The sequence below is a fragment of the Colwellia sp. 5_MG-2023 genome, assembly GCF_030547795.1.
Lineage (GTDB): Bacteria > Pseudomonadota > Gammaproteobacteria > Enterobacterales > Alteromonadaceae > Colwellia.
This window is the reverse complement of the sequence record NZ_JAUOPW010000008.1, coordinates 70,452-86,099: the sequence shown is the minus strand read 5'-3', so window position 1 is coordinate 86,099 and position 15,648 is coordinate 70,452. Positions and strand designations below refer to the sequence as shown.

The 15,648-nt window shown below is 37.4% G+C and carries 12 protein-coding genes; 9 read left to right on the top strand and 3 right to left on the bottom strand.

What is annotated here, in order from left to right:
* Position 1 precedes the first annotated feature (1 nt).
* The 8 genes from flgJ to fliD all read left to right on the top strand — a co-directional run bounded on the left by flgJ (position 2) and on the right by fliD (position 12,438).
* Positions 2–1,084, top strand: a complete 1,083-nt coding sequence (flgJ, locus tag Q4496_RS08185) for a flagellar assembly peptidoglycan hydrolase FlgJ (protein WP_303610215.1) — start codon at positions 2–4, stop codon at positions 1,082–1,084.
* Positions 1,085–1,127: 43 nt separating this feature from the next.
* Positions 1,128–3,116 (top strand): flagellar hook-associated protein FlgK, encoded by a 1,989-nt coding sequence (gene flgK / locus Q4496_RS08180; RefSeq protein WP_303602990.1) that lies wholly within the window; start codon positions 1,128–1,130, stop codon positions 3,114–3,116.
* A 10-nt stretch (positions 3,117–3,126) separates the two neighbouring features.
* Positions 3,127–4,341: a flagellar hook-associated protein FlgL gene (gene flgL, locus Q4496_RS08175; protein WP_215971386.1), complete on the top strand. Its 1,215-nt coding sequence runs from the start codon at positions 3,127–3,129 to the stop codon at positions 4,339–4,341.
* Between the two features lie 125 nt (positions 4,342–4,466).
* Positions 4,467–5,918 carry a flagellin gene (locus tag Q4496_RS08170; protein ID WP_303602988.1) on the top strand — a complete coding sequence of 484 codons (1,452 nt, stop codon included), beginning with the start codon at positions 4,467–4,469 and terminating at the stop codon, positions 5,916–5,918.
* Between the two features lie 410 nt (positions 5,919–6,328).
* Positions 6,329–7,801 carry a flagellin gene (locus tag Q4496_RS08165; RefSeq protein ID WP_215971384.1) on the top strand — a complete coding sequence of 491 codons (1,473 nt, stop codon included), beginning with the start codon at positions 6,329–6,331 and terminating at the stop codon, positions 7,799–7,801.
* A gap of 533 nt (positions 7,802–8,334) precedes the next feature.
* Positions 8,335–9,741 carry a flagellin gene (locus tag Q4496_RS08160; RefSeq protein WP_303610214.1) on the top strand — a complete coding sequence of 469 codons (1,407 nt, stop codon included), beginning with the start codon at positions 8,335–8,337 and terminating at the stop codon, positions 9,739–9,741.
* Positions 9,742–9,895: 154 nt separating this feature from the next.
* A complete protein-coding gene (locus Q4496_RS08155; RefSeq protein WP_215973365.1) occupies positions 9,896–10,303 on the top strand; it encodes a flagellar protein FlaG in 408 nt (135 codons plus the stop codon).
* A 65-nt stretch (positions 10,304–10,368) separates the two neighbouring features.
* Positions 10,369–12,438 carry a flagellar filament capping protein FliD gene (fliD, locus tag Q4496_RS08150; protein ID WP_303610213.1) on the top strand — a complete coding sequence of 690 codons (2,070 nt, stop codon included), beginning with the start codon at positions 10,369–10,371 and terminating at the stop codon, positions 12,436–12,438.
* Positions 12,439–12,557: 119 nt separating this feature from the next.
* On the opposite strand, the gene Q4496_RS08145 is transcribed toward fliD, so the two are convergent.
* The 3 genes from Q4496_RS08145 to Q4496_RS08135 all read right to left on the bottom strand — a co-directional run bounded on the left by Q4496_RS08145 (position 12,558) and on the right by Q4496_RS08135 (position 13,785).
* Complete coding sequence (locus Q4496_RS08145; protein WP_215973363.1) at positions 12,558–12,944, bottom strand: hypothetical protein; 387 nt, start codon at positions 12,942–12,944, stop codon at positions 12,558–12,560.
* Entirely contained in the window at positions 12,944–13,342 is a 399-nt protein-coding gene (gene fliS / locus Q4496_RS08140; RefSeq protein WP_215973362.1) for a flagellar export chaperone FliS, read from the bottom strand. The genes Q4496_RS08145 and fliS overlap by 1 nt, the downstream gene beginning before the upstream one ends.
* A 110-nt stretch (positions 13,343–13,452) precedes the next feature.
* Positions 13,453–13,785, bottom strand: a complete 333-nt coding sequence (locus Q4496_RS08135; RefSeq protein WP_252727507.1) for a hypothetical protein — start codon at positions 13,783–13,785, stop codon at positions 13,453–13,455.
* Positions 13,786–14,022: 237 nt separating this feature from the next.
* Here Q4496_RS08135 and Q4496_RS08130 point away from each other — a divergent pair, with 237 nt between their 5' ends.
* A complete protein-coding gene (locus Q4496_RS08130) occupies positions 14,023–15,558 on the top strand; it encodes a sigma-54 dependent transcriptional regulator (protein WP_303610212.1) in 1,536 nt (511 codons plus the stop codon).
* Positions 15,559–15,648: the final 90 nt, after the last annotated feature.

Below are 15,648 nucleotides of genomic sequence, written 5' to 3'. Positions count from 1 at the left end.
TATGGCTGATAATTTAATAAACTCCTCTAACTTTGAGCAATCGAGAAACTTTCTAGAGCTGAATGGCTTGAATGCTATTCGTCAGCAGTCGAAAGAAACCGATGGTGACAGTAAAAAAGCAGCCTTACAAGAAGCCGCACAGCAGTTTGAAGCTATTTTTATGCAAATGCTATTGAAAAGCATGCGTAAAGCACAAGATGTGTTGGAATCTGACAGCCCTTTTAACTCTGAATCAACAAAGTTTTACCGAGACATGAACGACCAACAAATGGCGGTCGAATTATCTTCAAATGGCTCGTTAGGGCTAACTGATCTTATTGTTCGTCAGTTAGGTGGTGGTGATGATAATTTTACCCCAAGAACGGTATTACGTAATGATGCTAATCTTGAAAATATAAATTTAACGCGTGAACCTGCTAGTACTCATTTACCTAATGCTAATCCTTTTGCAATATTCTCTGAAGATAATCAATCTGCTGGAAGTAAAGCAACCTCAAATATAGCGACACAAACATCAAATGATAGTTTGAGCCAAGCGCCATTTAGACCATTAAAAATGACGACAGAGGGACCATCAGGTGACGATAAAAGCGTCAATTTTTCAACGCCATCGTTTGCCGAGCCTAAAGATTTTGTTACTGCTTTAATAGAGCCAGCAAAAAAAGTAGAAGAAAAAATAGGGGTACCTTTCCAAGTTGTTATTGCTCAAGCCGCACTTGAAACTGGTTGGGGACAAAAGATAATTAAAGATCAGCAAGGCAGTAGTTCAAATAATTTATTTAATATAAAGGCTGATAATCGCTGGGATGGCGAGCATATTCAAAAAGATACTTTAGAATTTGAACAAGGTGCCATGGTAAAAAAATCAGCACCATTTAGAGCTTACGAATCGCTTAATGATAGTTTTAATGATTACGCTAATTTTCTGACCAATAACGACAGATATCAAGGTGCATTACAAAACTCTGGCAATGTGGAGCACTTTTTGCAAGGTTTACAGCAGGCAGGCTATGCGACCGATCCACAATACGCCAATAAAATAATGGCAACGCTTCGTACAGTCTCAAATTTAATCACCAAATAAATATAAATCGTAGGCTACTACGGTAAATGTTGAGACTATCATTATGTCAGTAAGTTTATATCAAAGCGGCGTGAGTGGCTTGTCAGCAGCCCAACAACAGTTGGCTACTACAAGCAATAACATTGCTAATGTAAATACTGAGGGCTATAACCGACAGCGTGCTGAACAAGATGCATCAATGGGGTTAGTCACCGGTGGTAATTACATTGGTACTGGTACTTATGTTCAAGACATTACCCGAGTATACGATGAATTCTCGTACAAAGAACAAACGCTCAGTCAAAGTAATTTAAGTAACGCTGATTTATTTGATAGGCGTTTAACACAGCTTGATCAAATTATGAATACCGGCGGTGGTGCTGTTGTTACTTCTTTAGAGAACTTTTATCAAGCAGTTAATAGTATTGCAGATAATCCTGGCGATGCTGGTTTACGTAGCATAGTACTTAATCAAGCCAATATTTTAAGTAACGATTTTAATGAGTTGAGCGATACTTTTGATAAAATGACAGATGCAGTAAATGGTGAGATTACACAAGTTGCGACTAGAATCTCTGAGATTTCATATGAATTAGCTAAGTTGAATGAAACTATGGCGCATTCACAAGGTGTCTCAGGTCAACCTAATGACTTACTTGATAAACGTGATCAATTAATTACAGAACTAAGTAGTTATACAAAAGTGACCACGCTCGAAGATCAGTATGGTGTTCAAACAGTAATGATCGGCCAGGGTACAACGTTAGTGGCAGGAATTACCCCTTTTACTTTGCAAGTTAATGTTGGTGATCCTGATGTAAAGCAAACACAAATAAGTTTAGTGAGTGGTGCTATTAGTGTATCGCTTGATGCTCAAAAGTTAGGTGGCTCATTAGGGGCTAATTTTGAATTTAGAGATGAAGATTTAAGAGAGATAGGAGTAGAAATTGATCGTTTAGCTATGGCCATTTCTTCAACATTGAATGACACGCAAGCCAGTGGTTTAGATTTAAATGGTCTGCAAGGTGCCAACATGTTCACTGACATCAATACTACTCAGCTACAGCAAAGTAGAGTGTTATCGCCTTCTTCTAATACCGGTACAACATCAGCACAAGTTACTATTAATGACGTGTCATTAGTAACAACTGATGAGTTTGAAGTACGTTTTGATGGTACTGATTTTACAATACACAATTTAACTACAGGTGGTAGCGAAAATTTAGGCCCTCCAGGTGGGGGAACCCCTGCAGGCACACATACCCCGACTAATCCAGATTATGGTTTTTCATTTGTGGAAACTGGTACACCGGTTGCTGGAGATGTGTTCATTATCGAGCCAACAAGAAATAGTGCGGCATTAATGCAAACAACACTAACTGATGGTACAGGCATTGCTGCAAGTAGTGCCGTTGCTGTTACAGCAAGTACTAATAACGTTAGTGATGGCACAATAGCAATAACCAATGTGATAGACCCAGAAGTTGCGAGAACTTACGACGTCACCGTTGATGTTTATGAAAGTACACCTGGTACTTTTAGCTATCGTGTTTATGACAGTAGCACACCACCACCTGCACCTACGATTGCTTCAGGTAGTTATGTTGCTGGTGCTAGTGCAACGGTTGATATTCCGTCAGGCTCACCTGTTTTTCAAATTGAAATTACAGGAGACCTTGCTGGTGAAGGTGTTAATGCTCGTGAAACCTTTACGATAGGTGATGCATTTGGTGTTGGTAATGCTACACACGCTCTTGCTATGGCAAAAACACAAGAAGAAGGGGTTACTGACGGAGGCGAAGAAACTTTTAGTCAAAGTTTGGCTACGTCAACTGCTGTTGTTGGGGCGAAAGCGAGTAATGCAGAATTAGTCGCAGATACTGCGCAAGCATTATACACACAAGCTTATAATAGAAACCAAGCAACATCAGGCGTTAACCTTGATGAAGAAGCCGCTAATCTTCTGAAATTTCAACAGGCTTATCAAGCGGCATCACAAATAATTACTACGGCAAATACTATTTTTGACACCATTTTAGCTGCCGTAAGGTAAGGAGTTTTTCATGCGTGTATCTACAGCTCAATTTTACTTTCAAAGCTCTCAGATGATGAGCCAAAAAACATCGGAAGTAAGTGATCAAATGGCACATATATCGAGTGGTTTACGTGTACATACTGCGAAAGATGATGCGGTTTCTTATGGCACATTATCAGGTTTGAAAGATGATTTAGCTAATATTGATAAATATAAACGTAATATTATTATGGCTGAAAGTGACAATAACTTACAAGAAGTTGTTTTTGCTGATGCCGAGCTCGTGTTAAACCGAATAACAGAAGATCTGTTATTGGCTAATAATGGTCGTATGTCTACTGAAGACTTACAAACGTTAGCAAATCAATTAAAAGATAGTTTTGATCAATTACTTGATATCGCTAATACACAAAATGAAAATGGAGACTATATATTTGCAGGTTTCCAGAATAATTTACAACCTTTTAGTCAAAATACTGACGGCTCGGTTGTTTATAGTGGCGACACCGGTATAAATGAATTGCAAATATCTAAAAATATTACCATAGAAACCAATCAAACCGGTGATGCAGCTTTTTTAAACATTGCAAATGCTATTGGTGACTTTACTGCTGATTATACTACGAATACTTCAGGAGTCGCTGTTGAAAGTGCCAAAGTTGCTGATCGCAATCTATATAACGCAGCGGTTACACCACATGATTATACTTTCTCTTTTGATGCCGTTACCAATGATTTAACGGTAACAGATAGTAGTGGCGGCATTGTTTTTCCTGCTGCACCTTATACTGCGGGGCAAACTATTACCTTTGATGGCGTTGACGTAACGTTAAGCGGCAATCCATTGCCGGGTGATAGTTTTGTTATTAGCGAAGAAGAAGAGATTAGTATTTTTGAAACCATTAGCGGTGCCATTGAGTGGATGGAACGTGGTGTGGTATCAGATGATCAAAACCCGGAGCAACATCAAGTAGATTACAGCACATTACTTACTCAAGTTAATTCAGCTACAAGTCATATGACTTCTAGACGGGTAGATGCTGGTGTTCGTTTGCAAGTGCTTGAAACTCAAGAAAACAGGCATCTAGATACTGAGTTGGCCACAACGACAAATTTAGGGCAATTGCAAGATTTAGATTACGCAAAAGCTATCTCAGAATTTGAGCAATCACAAATAGCCTTGCAAGCTTCTCAGCAAACGTTTACCACTGTGCAAGGTCTAAGTTTATTTAACTATATTTAATTAAATATATTAATTTTTTAAAACTGGCATTATTTATGCTTCATTCTTAATCAATAATAGAAAGTACCAGTAAGAGGCTTGCAGTACAAGCTTCTAATAAATAATTGACACATTAGGAGTTTATTATGGCTTTATCAGTAGTCACGAATACAGCATCAATTAATGCACAACGTAACCTAACTAAATCTGGCGATGGACTTGCGACTTCAATGCAGCGTTTATCTTCAGGTATGCGTATTAACAGCGCTAAAGATGATGCTGCGGGGATGCAAATTGCTAATCGTTTAACGTCACAAGTAAATGGTTTAGGTGTAGCACAACGTAATGCTAACGACGGTATTTCAATGGCGCAAACGGCTGAAGGTGCGATGCAAGAGTCGTCAGCTATTTTACAGCGTATGCGTGATTTAGCCTTACAATCAGCAAATGGTTCGAATGGCGCTGAAGATAGAGCAGCCCTGCAAAAAGAAGTAGGTGCGCTACAACAAGAATTAACTCGTATAGCTGAAACGACTAAGTTTGGTGCTACTAGTTTACTTGATGGTAGCTTTGGTACGAAACAATTTCAAGTTGGTGCCAATGCCAATGAAACTATTAATGTTTCTTTAGGAAATATGGCAGCTGATGCGATTGGTGCTTATGAAGTTAATGATTCTGCAACTGTGCTAGGTAATGCGGCTACTGCAACAGGGCTATTATCGGCAACTACAGGCGCTGTTGCTACGGCAGATTTAAACATTAATGGTACTGATATTCCTAATGCTGGTGTAACAGGTAAAGGTGCTGCGGAAATAGCGGATACGATTAATGACGCATCTGCAGGCGTAATAGCTACAGCTAAATTAGATGTAACCCTTGCGGGCTTAACTTCAGCTGATGATAGTACCTTAACTTTTCAAAAAGCAGGTAGTGCTGTAGATACCTATGAATTAGCAAGCTTTGGTGGTGATTTAGATCGTCTAGCTGAAGAGATGCTAGCGGATGGGTATGATGCCATTGTTGAAGGTGACACTTTAGTCGTTAAAGCAACAGACGTTGATGGTATTCAAATGTCGGGTACCGCAGGTACAGCAACATTAGCAAATAATGCTACTGGTGGTGCTGCTGTAGCTGGTGGTGCAACTAATAATGATATTAGTATATCATCTACGTTAACGTTATCATCATCTCAAAAAATTGGTATGTCGGGTACTGATGTTGATGACATTATGGCAGAAGGGACAACTATAACGGCTACTGGTGGAACAGGCGTTCTAACAACTGTAGAGGACCTTGATATATCAGGAACGACTTCTGCAGGTGCACAAGATGCAATAACCGTAATTGATGCTGCTTTAGCACAAATTGATAGTTCACGAGCCGCTTTAGGTGCGGTGCAAAACCGTTTTTCTCATACTATCAGTAATTTAGCTAACGTTGCAGAAAACGTATCAGCATCACGGAGTCGTATAGAAGATACTGATTTTGCCGCAGAAACAGCGACCATGACTAAGAATCAAATACTGCAACAAGCGGGTACAACTATGTTGTCACAAGCTAACCAAATACCTCAAGCTGCCTTGACATTACTCGGATAATATTGATGTTATTCCTATACAATTGTGAGTATTTAAAACTATAAATTAGCAGTTTATTTGATTTATTTATTGAAAGGAAACCTTATAAGGTTTCCTTTTTTGCTTTATTTGATAGCAAAAAATAATCAAAATATACTTAATTATTCATGACTTGCCAATTATTTGACTTTAATAACCGTCAGATAAGAGTATTCCATACATACCGATCTAATATGCTTTTACTTTCTAATAATATCTATGCATGCTGTTGTTTTTTATGTGTTTTATTTTTTGTTTGTCACCTGGGTTAAGGTTGGCTTACTTCTTGAATTACTTAAATAAAGAACAAAAGTAAGTACGTTCAGTAAATAAAAAGGTAAGGAGGCTTTTACTATTAATAAGCTTCTAACGATAATTAGTAGGAGTTTATTATGGCTTTATCAGTAATCACAAATATTTCATCACTTAACGCCCAAAGAAATCTAACTAAATCAGGTGATGGCTTAGCAACATCTATGCAACGTTTATCTTCAGGTATGCGTATTAATAGCGCCAAAGATGATGCGGCTGGTATGCAAATAGCTAACCGATTAACGTCACAAGTAAATGGTTTGGCGGTAGCTCAACGTAATGCTAACGATGGTATTTCAATGGCGCAAACTGCTGAAGGTGCAATGCAAGAATCATCAGCTATTTTACAACGTATGCGTGATTTAGCTTTGCAATCAGCGAATGGTTCAAATTCTTCAGATGATAGAGATTCATTACAAAAAGAAATAGGGGCTCTACAACAAGAGCTGACACGTATCGCTGAGACGACAAAATTTGGTACAACGAGTTTGCTTGATGGTAGCTTTGGCACTAAGCAATTTCAAGTAGGTGCTAATGCGAATGAAACTATCAATGTTACTTTAGGTAATACAGCTGCAGATGCTATTGGTGCTCATCAAATTAACGGGGCTGGTACCTCAGCTACGGCAACAAATAATATCGGTGATGCTGAAGCGTCTTTATTAGCAGCTAATATGGGAACATCAGGAGATACTTGGAATATTAATGGGACAGATGTATCTTTTAATGGTGGTGATGGTGCTTCTACTATCGCTGCAAATATTAATGATGAATCCACAGGTGTGACAGCTCAAGCTGTATTAACCACTCGCATACAGGGCTTATCCGCTTCCGATTCAGGCACATTTAACATTTATAAGGAAGGTGCTATTGAAGATACATTTGAGCTAGCTTCATACGGTGGTGATATGGAGCGCCTTACTGAAGATCTACAAGCGGCTGGTTACAATGCTGTATTTGATCAAGATTTAAACTCTGGATCTGGTGGTATAGATGTTATCGCAACAGATATCGATGGTTTTGAGATTACCGCTTCTCCTACGGGTACTGTAGAAATGGGGCCAGCAGGTGCTTTACTAGCATCAGGAACTGGCGCTTTATCCCACTCTGCAGAACTGCATTTATCATCAGCAGAAAAAATTGGTATCTCAGGTACTACTGTTAATGAAATTCTTGGGCAGGGTTTTGATGGTAACAATATTGCAGCTAGTGGTGGGGCAAGTGCTTTAAATTCGGTAGAAGATATAGATATTTCAGGTGTTACTGCAGTTAACTCTCAGGCAGCTATTGAAGTTATAGATGCTGCATTAGCACAGATAGACTCGAACCGCGCGGGCTTAGGTGCGGTACAAAATCGCTTCACGCATACTATTAGTAACCTAGCGAATGTTCAAGAAAACGTTTCAGCGTCTAGAAGTCGTATTCAAGATACTGACTTTGCACAGGAAACAGCTGTAATGACCAAAAACCAAATACTACAACAAGCAGGCACCACTATTTTAGCGCAAGCGAATCAGATACCACAAGCGGCGATTAGTTTACTAGGTGGATAAGTTAAATAGGGAGATGCATTAAAATATTGTAGAAGGGCTAGGTTTGACAAACTTAGCCTTTTTAATATTCGTCGTTCCGTAGTTGTAAAGCCTATCATTCCGTAGATTACTTAATACGGAATCCCACGCGTGTGGTCGTATAATCTGTGAAATATTGAACCGAAAAGACTACGTAGTATAACGATTAAGATTCTAAATCGAGTTCAGAATGACAAGTGAGAGTTTAGGCGGAAAAGAACGCCGTCATTCTTAGGTGGCTTAATACAGGATCTGATAATAACAATTAATAAAATAATACATTCCGAATAAAAATTAAATTATTTATCTTTATTTAACAATGTATTAATTCCTTATTTGTTTTTTTATCATTTTTTTCATAAAAAAAAACATCAAGTTAATTTTAGCTCAGCCGTTAACATATTTAGTACAGAGCTGCTTTGGTTAATTTGTTTGTAACTTTCTTATGGGTTAATTAACAGCTTCTGGTTAATACAACTAACTAAATCATTACATTATGTAATCAGGAGTTCATCATGGCTTTATCAGTAATTACGAATAGCTCGTCAATTAACGCACAACGTAACTTAAGTAAATCAAGTGAAGGTTTGGCTACATCAATGCAACGTTTATCTTCAGGTATGCGTATTAATAGCGCAAAAGATGATGCTGCGGGTATGCAAATTGCTAACCGTTTAACTTCTCAGGTTAATGGTTTAGGTGTAGCGCAACGTAATGCTAATGACGGTATTTCAATGGCGCAAACAGCTGAAGGTGCAATGCAAGAATCGTCAGCTATTTTACAACGTATGCGTGATTTAGCCTTACAATCAGCTAACGGCTCAAATGGTGCAGATGACCGTGCCGCGCTTCAAAAAGAAGTAGGTGCACTGCAACAAGAATTAACCCGTATTTCTGAAACCACTAAGTTTGGTGCTACAGCATTGCTTGATGGTAGTTTTGGTACAAAACAATTCCAAGTAGGTTCAAATGCGAATGAAACCATTAATGTTTCGTTAGGTAATATGGCAGCAGACTCTATAGGAGCTTATGAAGTCACAGGGGGAGGTACAGCAGCAGCAGCAGCGACAAATCTTGGTGATGCAGAAGATGCAACTCTTGCTAGTAACCACGGCACTACCACAGATAATTGGAGTTTAAATGGTAAAGCAGTAGCTATTGCTACTGGTGATGGTGCTGCTGATATTGCAGATACTATCAACGCAGCTGCGACAGGAGTTACCGCTACTGCCTCTCTAGAGGCAACATTAGACAATTTAGACTCAGCTTCTGGTGGTGATTTAAAAATTGGTGGGGATACCTATGACTTAGCGACTTATGGTGGCGATGCAGCACGATTAGCTGAAGATATGGTTGCAGATGGTTATGATGTTGTTGAGAGTGGTGGTAGTTTAACGATTAAAGCGACTGGCGTTAACGGTATTGAGCTTGAAGCTTATGCTACAGGAACTGCAACATTAAGCGGTGGTACTGCAGCGGGTGTTCAGTCGGTGTCTTCTGAACTACATTTATCTTCACCTGATAAAATTGGTGTGTCGGGTGCTTCTGTTAATGAAATATTAGGTGGTAGTATGGCTGCAACAGGTGGTACAGCTGCCTTAACGTCAGTTGAAGATGTTGATATATCTGGTACAACAAGTGTTGGTGCACAATCTGCAATACAAACTATTGATGCAGCGTTAGCACAAATTGATAGTCAACGTGCTGATTTAGGTGCGGTTCAAAACCGTTTTAGCCACACTATCAGTAACTTGTCTAATGTAGCAGAAAATGTATCAGCGTCACGAAGCCGTATTGAAGATACTGATTTTGCTTCAGAAACAGCAACAATGACGAAAAACCAAATATTGCAACAAGCAGGTACTACTATATTGGCTCAGTCTAACCAATTACCACAAGCTGCATTAAGCCTTCTTGGTTAATAAATGGAAAATTTTGATTATACTTAAATGACGAAAGGGAATGGGTCTCAGCTCTTTCCTTTTCGTTTTGATAAACTGATCACGATAATTTATACTGATTCTTACGGTAAGTTGTTCATTGTAAAAGTACGTGGTGATTTAAAAGGAGTATGCTATGAATGTCCAAAATGGTAATGACCTGGGGTTAACAGGTTTAGCGTCAGAATATAAACGTACTAGTGATACAATTACCCAAAAGAATGCAATAGACCAAAGTACTGGTGAAACTATTACTGAAGATAAGCAAGTAAATAATACACAAAAATTATCAGAAAATATTGTTGATCATGAGCCCCTAAATGTTGAACAGTTAGATAAGGTGGCTCAACAATTGCAAGATTTTATAGGTGATTTAAATCGAAATATAAAATTTGTGGTTGATGAAGATTCTGGCCGAGATGTTATTAAAGTTATCGATAAGACTTCAGGGGATTTAATTAAACAATATCCTTCTGAAGAAGTCTTAACCTTAGTCTCAAAACTGTCAGAGATGGTTGGTGGTTTTGTTGATGCAAAAGTTTAATTAATTTTTAGTTAAATTTTACGTGCAGTATATTCTCAATTTTATAGGTTAAAGGAGAAATTTTCATGACAGGTATTTCATTTACCGGGATAGGATCTGGCCTTGAAGTCTCTACTATCGTAGATGCAATGGTTAGTGCTGAAAGTGTGCCTTATGAGTCGAGAATGGCTACGCTGCAAGGTGCATATACTACCGATATATCTGCAGTGGGGGCGCTAAAGTCAGCTTTAGAAGATGTGACCGCATCTTTTGGAGCTCTTGGTGATGAAGATGAATACCAACAGCGTACTATTTCAGGGCGAGATGATTTTGTTAGTTTATCATCAGATAAAGAAGCTGAAGTAGGGAATTATTCTGTAGAAGTTTTAGCTTTAGCTACCCAACATAAATTGTTGTCTTCTGCTATTGATGGCGATGAGGCGGTAGGAGAGGGAACCCTTTCATTTGCGTCAGGTGATAATACTTTTGATATCGTTGTTTCTGATACGGATACGTTGAGTGATATTCGTGACGCGATTAATGATAGCAGTAGTAATTCATCTGTTAGCGCAACTATTATTACTGACTCGTCAGGTCAGCACCTTGTGTTAAATAGTAAAAAAACAGGCCTAGATAATGCCATTACGGTCAATGCTACTGAACAAAGCAATAAATTAACCTCAGTCGCTGGGTTTACTTCAACTGATACTGTCGGCTCTGGTACATTATCTTTTGCTTCAGGTAGTAATAATTTTGATATTGCTGTTGGTGCTACCGACACGTTGTCAGATATTGTAACAGCTATTAATGATAGTGAAGATAATACCTCAGTTGTTGCTAGGATTGTTACCGATGGTACTGGCCAACATTTAGTGTTTAATTCTATTGAGCCTGGAACTGCTAACGCGGTTACTGTTACTGCTGCTGATAGTGATGGTAGTAATGGTGATTTAAATGGTATTTCTCAGTTTGCATCTGTAAATATGGATGTGCCAAGTGTCAGTAATAGCGATATGACAGGTTTATCTCGATTATCTTCAGATACTACAAACAAATTAACCTCAGTGAATGGTTTTGATTCAAACGATACCGTAGGATCTGGTACATTATCATTTAGCTCTGACGGCAATAGTTTTGATGTAAATATTAGCGCAACAGACAAATTAGATGACATTGTTGATGCGATTAATAACAATGGTGACAATACCTCTATTAAAGCGAGTATTGTCATTGATGATGCTGGTGATGAACACTTGATGTTTAGTAGTCGACAGTCAGGTGATGTTCACGCTATTACGGTAACCGCACTAGATGATGATGGTGACGATAATGACATGTCAGGTATATCGCAGTTTAGCTCTGTTAATCAAACTGCGACCGCAAATATTGGACATATGTCAGAGGTTGATGCAGCCGCAGATGCATCAATTATAATTGATGGTACTATTGCTGTTACTAATAGTGAGAATACTTTTAAAGATGTTATTGATGGTGTGACTATTACTGCGAATAAAGTACATGATGTTGGTGATGATATTAGTAGAATAACAATTACCGAAGATAATGATAATGTAGCTGCAGGCATTAACACTTTTGTTGAAAGTTTCAATGCTTTAGTTGCTTTAAGTGATCAATTAGGAAGTTCAAGTGAAAGCGGCGGTGGTGCTTTATCAGGTGACTCTTTACTTCGTGGGGTTATGACTAAAATTCGTAGCCAATTCAATCAAGCATTTGATTCAGGTAATGACACTACGTTAACGTTATCACAATTAGGTATTCGTACCGAACGTGATGGAACACTAAGTTTTGAGCAAGATACGCTTGATGATTTAATTGAAGAGTCTCCTGATAGGGTACAAACATTTTTTTTAGGAGCTGAAGGCGATAATGGCTTTGTTAATAATATGGATGAGTTTCTTGGCTTTTATACTGACAGTGACGGTATAATACAACAACGAATGGATGGAAAAACAGCTCAATTAGATAAGTTAGACACTGAATATGAGGCTTTTCAGTTAAAAATGGAGTCATTAGAAGCAAGATTGTTATCACAATATAATGCGATGGACCTTATTGTCGCACAGCTGAGCTCAACTGGATCATATTTACTAGCCCAATTAGAGAATATGCCTGGAGTCGTTAAATCTAGCAGCTAGCCTATAGTTAATAAAGCTATGAGTTAATCAGTACTATTATTCTGAGAAACACTACTAGACACTTTACTTTTAAAGTGTTTATTGGTGTTTTTTTTTCAGTGTGATTTAGTTGATTATAATTAATATTTATTATAAAGATCTCTTACTTTACTGCTTTTTTTTAGTTTTGTTACTTGTGTTGCTAATGCTTGCTTATTCTTTTGTGATAACGAGGTTAATTTTTGATCTAAGGTGATCATCTCATTAATCATTGTTAGTTCGACGCTAAGTTGCTTTTGTGTGTAGTTTTCAAATAACTGGCTAATAAGTGCTTGACGTTTAGCGAGCAAATTAAGTAATTGTTCGCTGTTTAGTTGATATTGAACTTCATTAATTGATAGATTATCAGTTAATATATTTTCATCATTTGACGTAATTGTATTCTTTACTTGAATTTCAAGCTGCAACAGTGCTTGTCGCGATATTTCTACAATGTTTTCAAGGCGAGTTTTTAGTTTATTTGGCATTAAAAACTGACCTTGCCTTGTTCTTCTGGAGGTATTGAGTCCCAACCTGATTTTATTGGAATAATAATAAGTGCTATTTCATTTAATAATTCAATATCGTTATTTGTGCTCGCTTCAAATAATTTTTCAGAGCTAAATGTATATAAAGCAGATAAATTTTCTGAAATATCACCACCTTGACTATGGTCAAGAGACCCCTCTAAAACACCTAGAATAGCAATAGCATTTGATATTTGAGCACCTTTTTTGGCATAGTCTTTTTGAGCGATAGCACCTTTAGCAGTTGCAATATTGTCCAATAATTTTTGAAACAACATAGCAACTAATTGATAGGGTGTTGCTTCTCCTGCATTACTTACCGTTGTTTGCTGGTATTTTTTTAGTGAAACATGGGCCATTACTTACTCCAAAGATAATAACACTGACTAGGTGTTAAATAATAAATGTACATTTTGTAAGTCAACCGATATATTTTTACATGTTGCATACATTTTATACATATTCTACATTAGTTACTTTCTATAGCGTTGTTATTTACAACAACTGAAAGTCCCTCGTGTTGCGCTTTTTTAAATGCTTCTATTAATATAGCATGGTTTATACCTTCAATATTTTCAATAAGGCCATTATCGGTAATTTCAATGTTATCCCAGCCTCTATCGACAAGATATTTTTCTATATCGGCTAATTGAGAATTTAAATCATCTTTCTTTACAAATATATTAAAGCCATATCGACTGCCTTGAACATGCTCGTTATTTGTTAACATATACTCAGCACTACCATTTAAAATTAGCATTTTACTTTCCATTAAGTTAATAGGTTTATCATCACTATTCATATATTGTGCCAGTATTTTTTGACAGTTAATGATAAGCCTAAAAATTTTTAATAAGTAGCAGTTAAGTTAATACTTATTATCGGCTGAATGTATATTTTCTAAATACATTTATTTATTTAATCGATTAACTAAGTGACAAAATAATGACTTCTAGTGTCAATTTTTTGTTGCCTATTTAATACTAGTTGATAGAATCATGAATAGTATAATTCTAATCGGTATAATTAACAGTTGCTTATGAACTCAATACATCATACTCAAGGTCACAAAAAAATCCTTATTATTGATAATGATGTGGGTAGATCTCATCAAATGGCAACAGTATTGTCCTTTATTGGTGAACATTTTATACAATGTCCTCCAAATATCATAGAAGAGTGTCTTAAAGAAAGTGAGTATATATTAACGATAATTCTTTCTGGGGATGTGTCATCTGAAACCATAAAGTTAGTTGAAAATAACCCTAAGATACCTTTTCTGTTACACGATGTTGTCGATGCTAATATTTTAGATGGTTATTTTAATGTTATTGCGAGCTTGACTATGCCGTTAAACTACGCCCAATTAACTGAACTTATCCATCATTGTCATCAATACCACAATAAATTACCCCGAACAGGGCCTAAGCTTAATTCGAGTGCTTTATTTCGCTCCTTGGTGGGTACAAGTAAGTTAATGAATGATGTTCGCTTTTTAATTGAACAAGTGGCAAGAAATCCTGCAAGCGTGTTGGTACTTGGTGAATCAGGAACAGGGAAAGAGGTGGTTGCACGTAATATTCATGATTTGTCTGAACGTGCAAATGGCGCTTTTGTCCCTGTTAATTGTGGTGCTATTCCTGCTGAATTATTAGAAAGTGAGTTGTTTGGGCATGAAAAAGGAGCTTTTACTGGCGCAATTTCAACACGAAAAGGTCGTTTTGAATTGGCTGAAGGCGGTACTTTATTTTTAGATGAAATCGGCGATATGCCACAACCAATGCAAGTGAAGTTATTGCGTGTTTTACAAGAGCGTACTTTTGAACGTGTTGGTGGTAGTAAAAGTTTAAGAGCAGATGTGCGTATTATTGCAGCAACCCATCAAAATTTAGAAGATATGATTAAAACTGGTGACTTTCGCGAAGATTTATTTTATCGCTTAAATGTTTTTCCTATTGAAACACCAGCATTACGAGAACGAAAAGAAGATATTCCTCTATTATTAAAAGAGTTACTTGCTCGCTTTGAACAAGAGCAAAAAAGAACAGTTCGTTTTACTGATAAAGCTATTGAGTCATTAATGGAACATTCTTGGGGAGGGAATGTTCGTGAATTGTCTAACCTAATTGAACGTATGCTAATTATGTATGGTGATCAAATTGTCGACGTAGCTGAATTACCGCAAAAATATCAACATATTGATGCCGAAGTATATACACCTGAGTATCCAGAAGAACTACGAGAAAGAGAGGCTATTAATGAGTTATTTGCTGGCTTCGATTACGAGGATGATAACGATGACGATATCACCGATAAAGATGGTATTGATGGCCTTAATCAAAGTGAAACTCAGACGTTAGTAGCCGAAAATCATAACGCTATTTCAAATGCGAGTGTCTTGCCAAACGAAGGAGTCAATCTGAAAGAATACCTCGCTGAGTTAGAAGTATCACTCATTTCTCAGTCCTTAGTTAAACATCAATATGTTGTAGCACGTGCCGCAGAAACCTTAGGCATGCGCAGAACAACTTTGGTTGAGAAAATGCGTAAATATAATTTACATAAACCGGGCTAACTATACTGCTAATGCAAACTGTTATAGATGAAATTTGGCCCCTTCATGTGTTTTTAAATAACAGTTTAAACTCGGAATAACCTTACGAGT

Excerpts from the sequence above, each read along its gene's own strand:
- Q4496_RS08165 (WP_215971384.1), top strand. The coding sequence starts at position 6,329 with ATGGCTTTATCAGTAATCACAAATATTTCATCACTTAACGCCCAAAGA.
- Q4496_RS08155 (WP_215973365.1), top strand. The coding sequence starts at position 9,896 with ATGAATGTCCAAAATGGTAATGACCTGGGGTTAACAGGTTTAGCGTCA.
- fliD (WP_303610213.1), top strand. The coding sequence starts at position 10,369 with ATGACAGGTATTTCATTTACCGGGATAGGATCTGGCCTTGAAGTCTCT.
- fliS (WP_215973362.1), bottom strand. The coding sequence starts at position 13,342 with ATGGCCCATGTTTCACTAAAAAAATACCAGCAAACAACGGTAAGTAAT.
- Q4496_RS08160 (WP_303610214.1), top strand. The coding sequence starts at position 8,335 with ATGGCTTTATCAGTAATTACGAATAGCTCGTCAATTAACGCACAACGT.
- Q4496_RS08130 (WP_303610212.1), top strand. The coding sequence starts at position 14,023 with ATGAACTCAATACATCATACTCAAGGTCACAAAAAAATCCTTATTATT.
- flgJ (WP_303610215.1), top strand. The coding sequence starts at position 2 with ATGGCTGATAATTTAATAAACTCCTCTAACTTTGAGCAATCGAGAAAC.
- Q4496_RS08145 (WP_215973363.1), bottom strand. The coding sequence starts at position 12,944 with ATGCCAAATAAACTAAAAACTCGCCTTGAAAACATTGTAGAAATATCG.
- Q4496_RS08135 (WP_252727507.1), bottom strand. The coding sequence starts at position 13,785 with ATGAATAGTGATGATAAACCTATTAACTTAATGGAAAGTAAAATGCTA.
- Q4496_RS08170 (WP_303602988.1), top strand. The coding sequence starts at position 4,467 with ATGGCTTTATCAGTAGTCACGAATACAGCATCAATTAATGCACAACGT.
- flgK (WP_303602990.1), top strand. The coding sequence starts at position 1,128 with ATGTCAGTAAGTTTATATCAAAGCGGCGTGAGTGGCTTGTCAGCAGCC.
- flgL (WP_215971386.1), top strand. The coding sequence starts at position 3,127 with ATGCGTGTATCTACAGCTCAATTTTACTTTCAAAGCTCTCAGATGATG.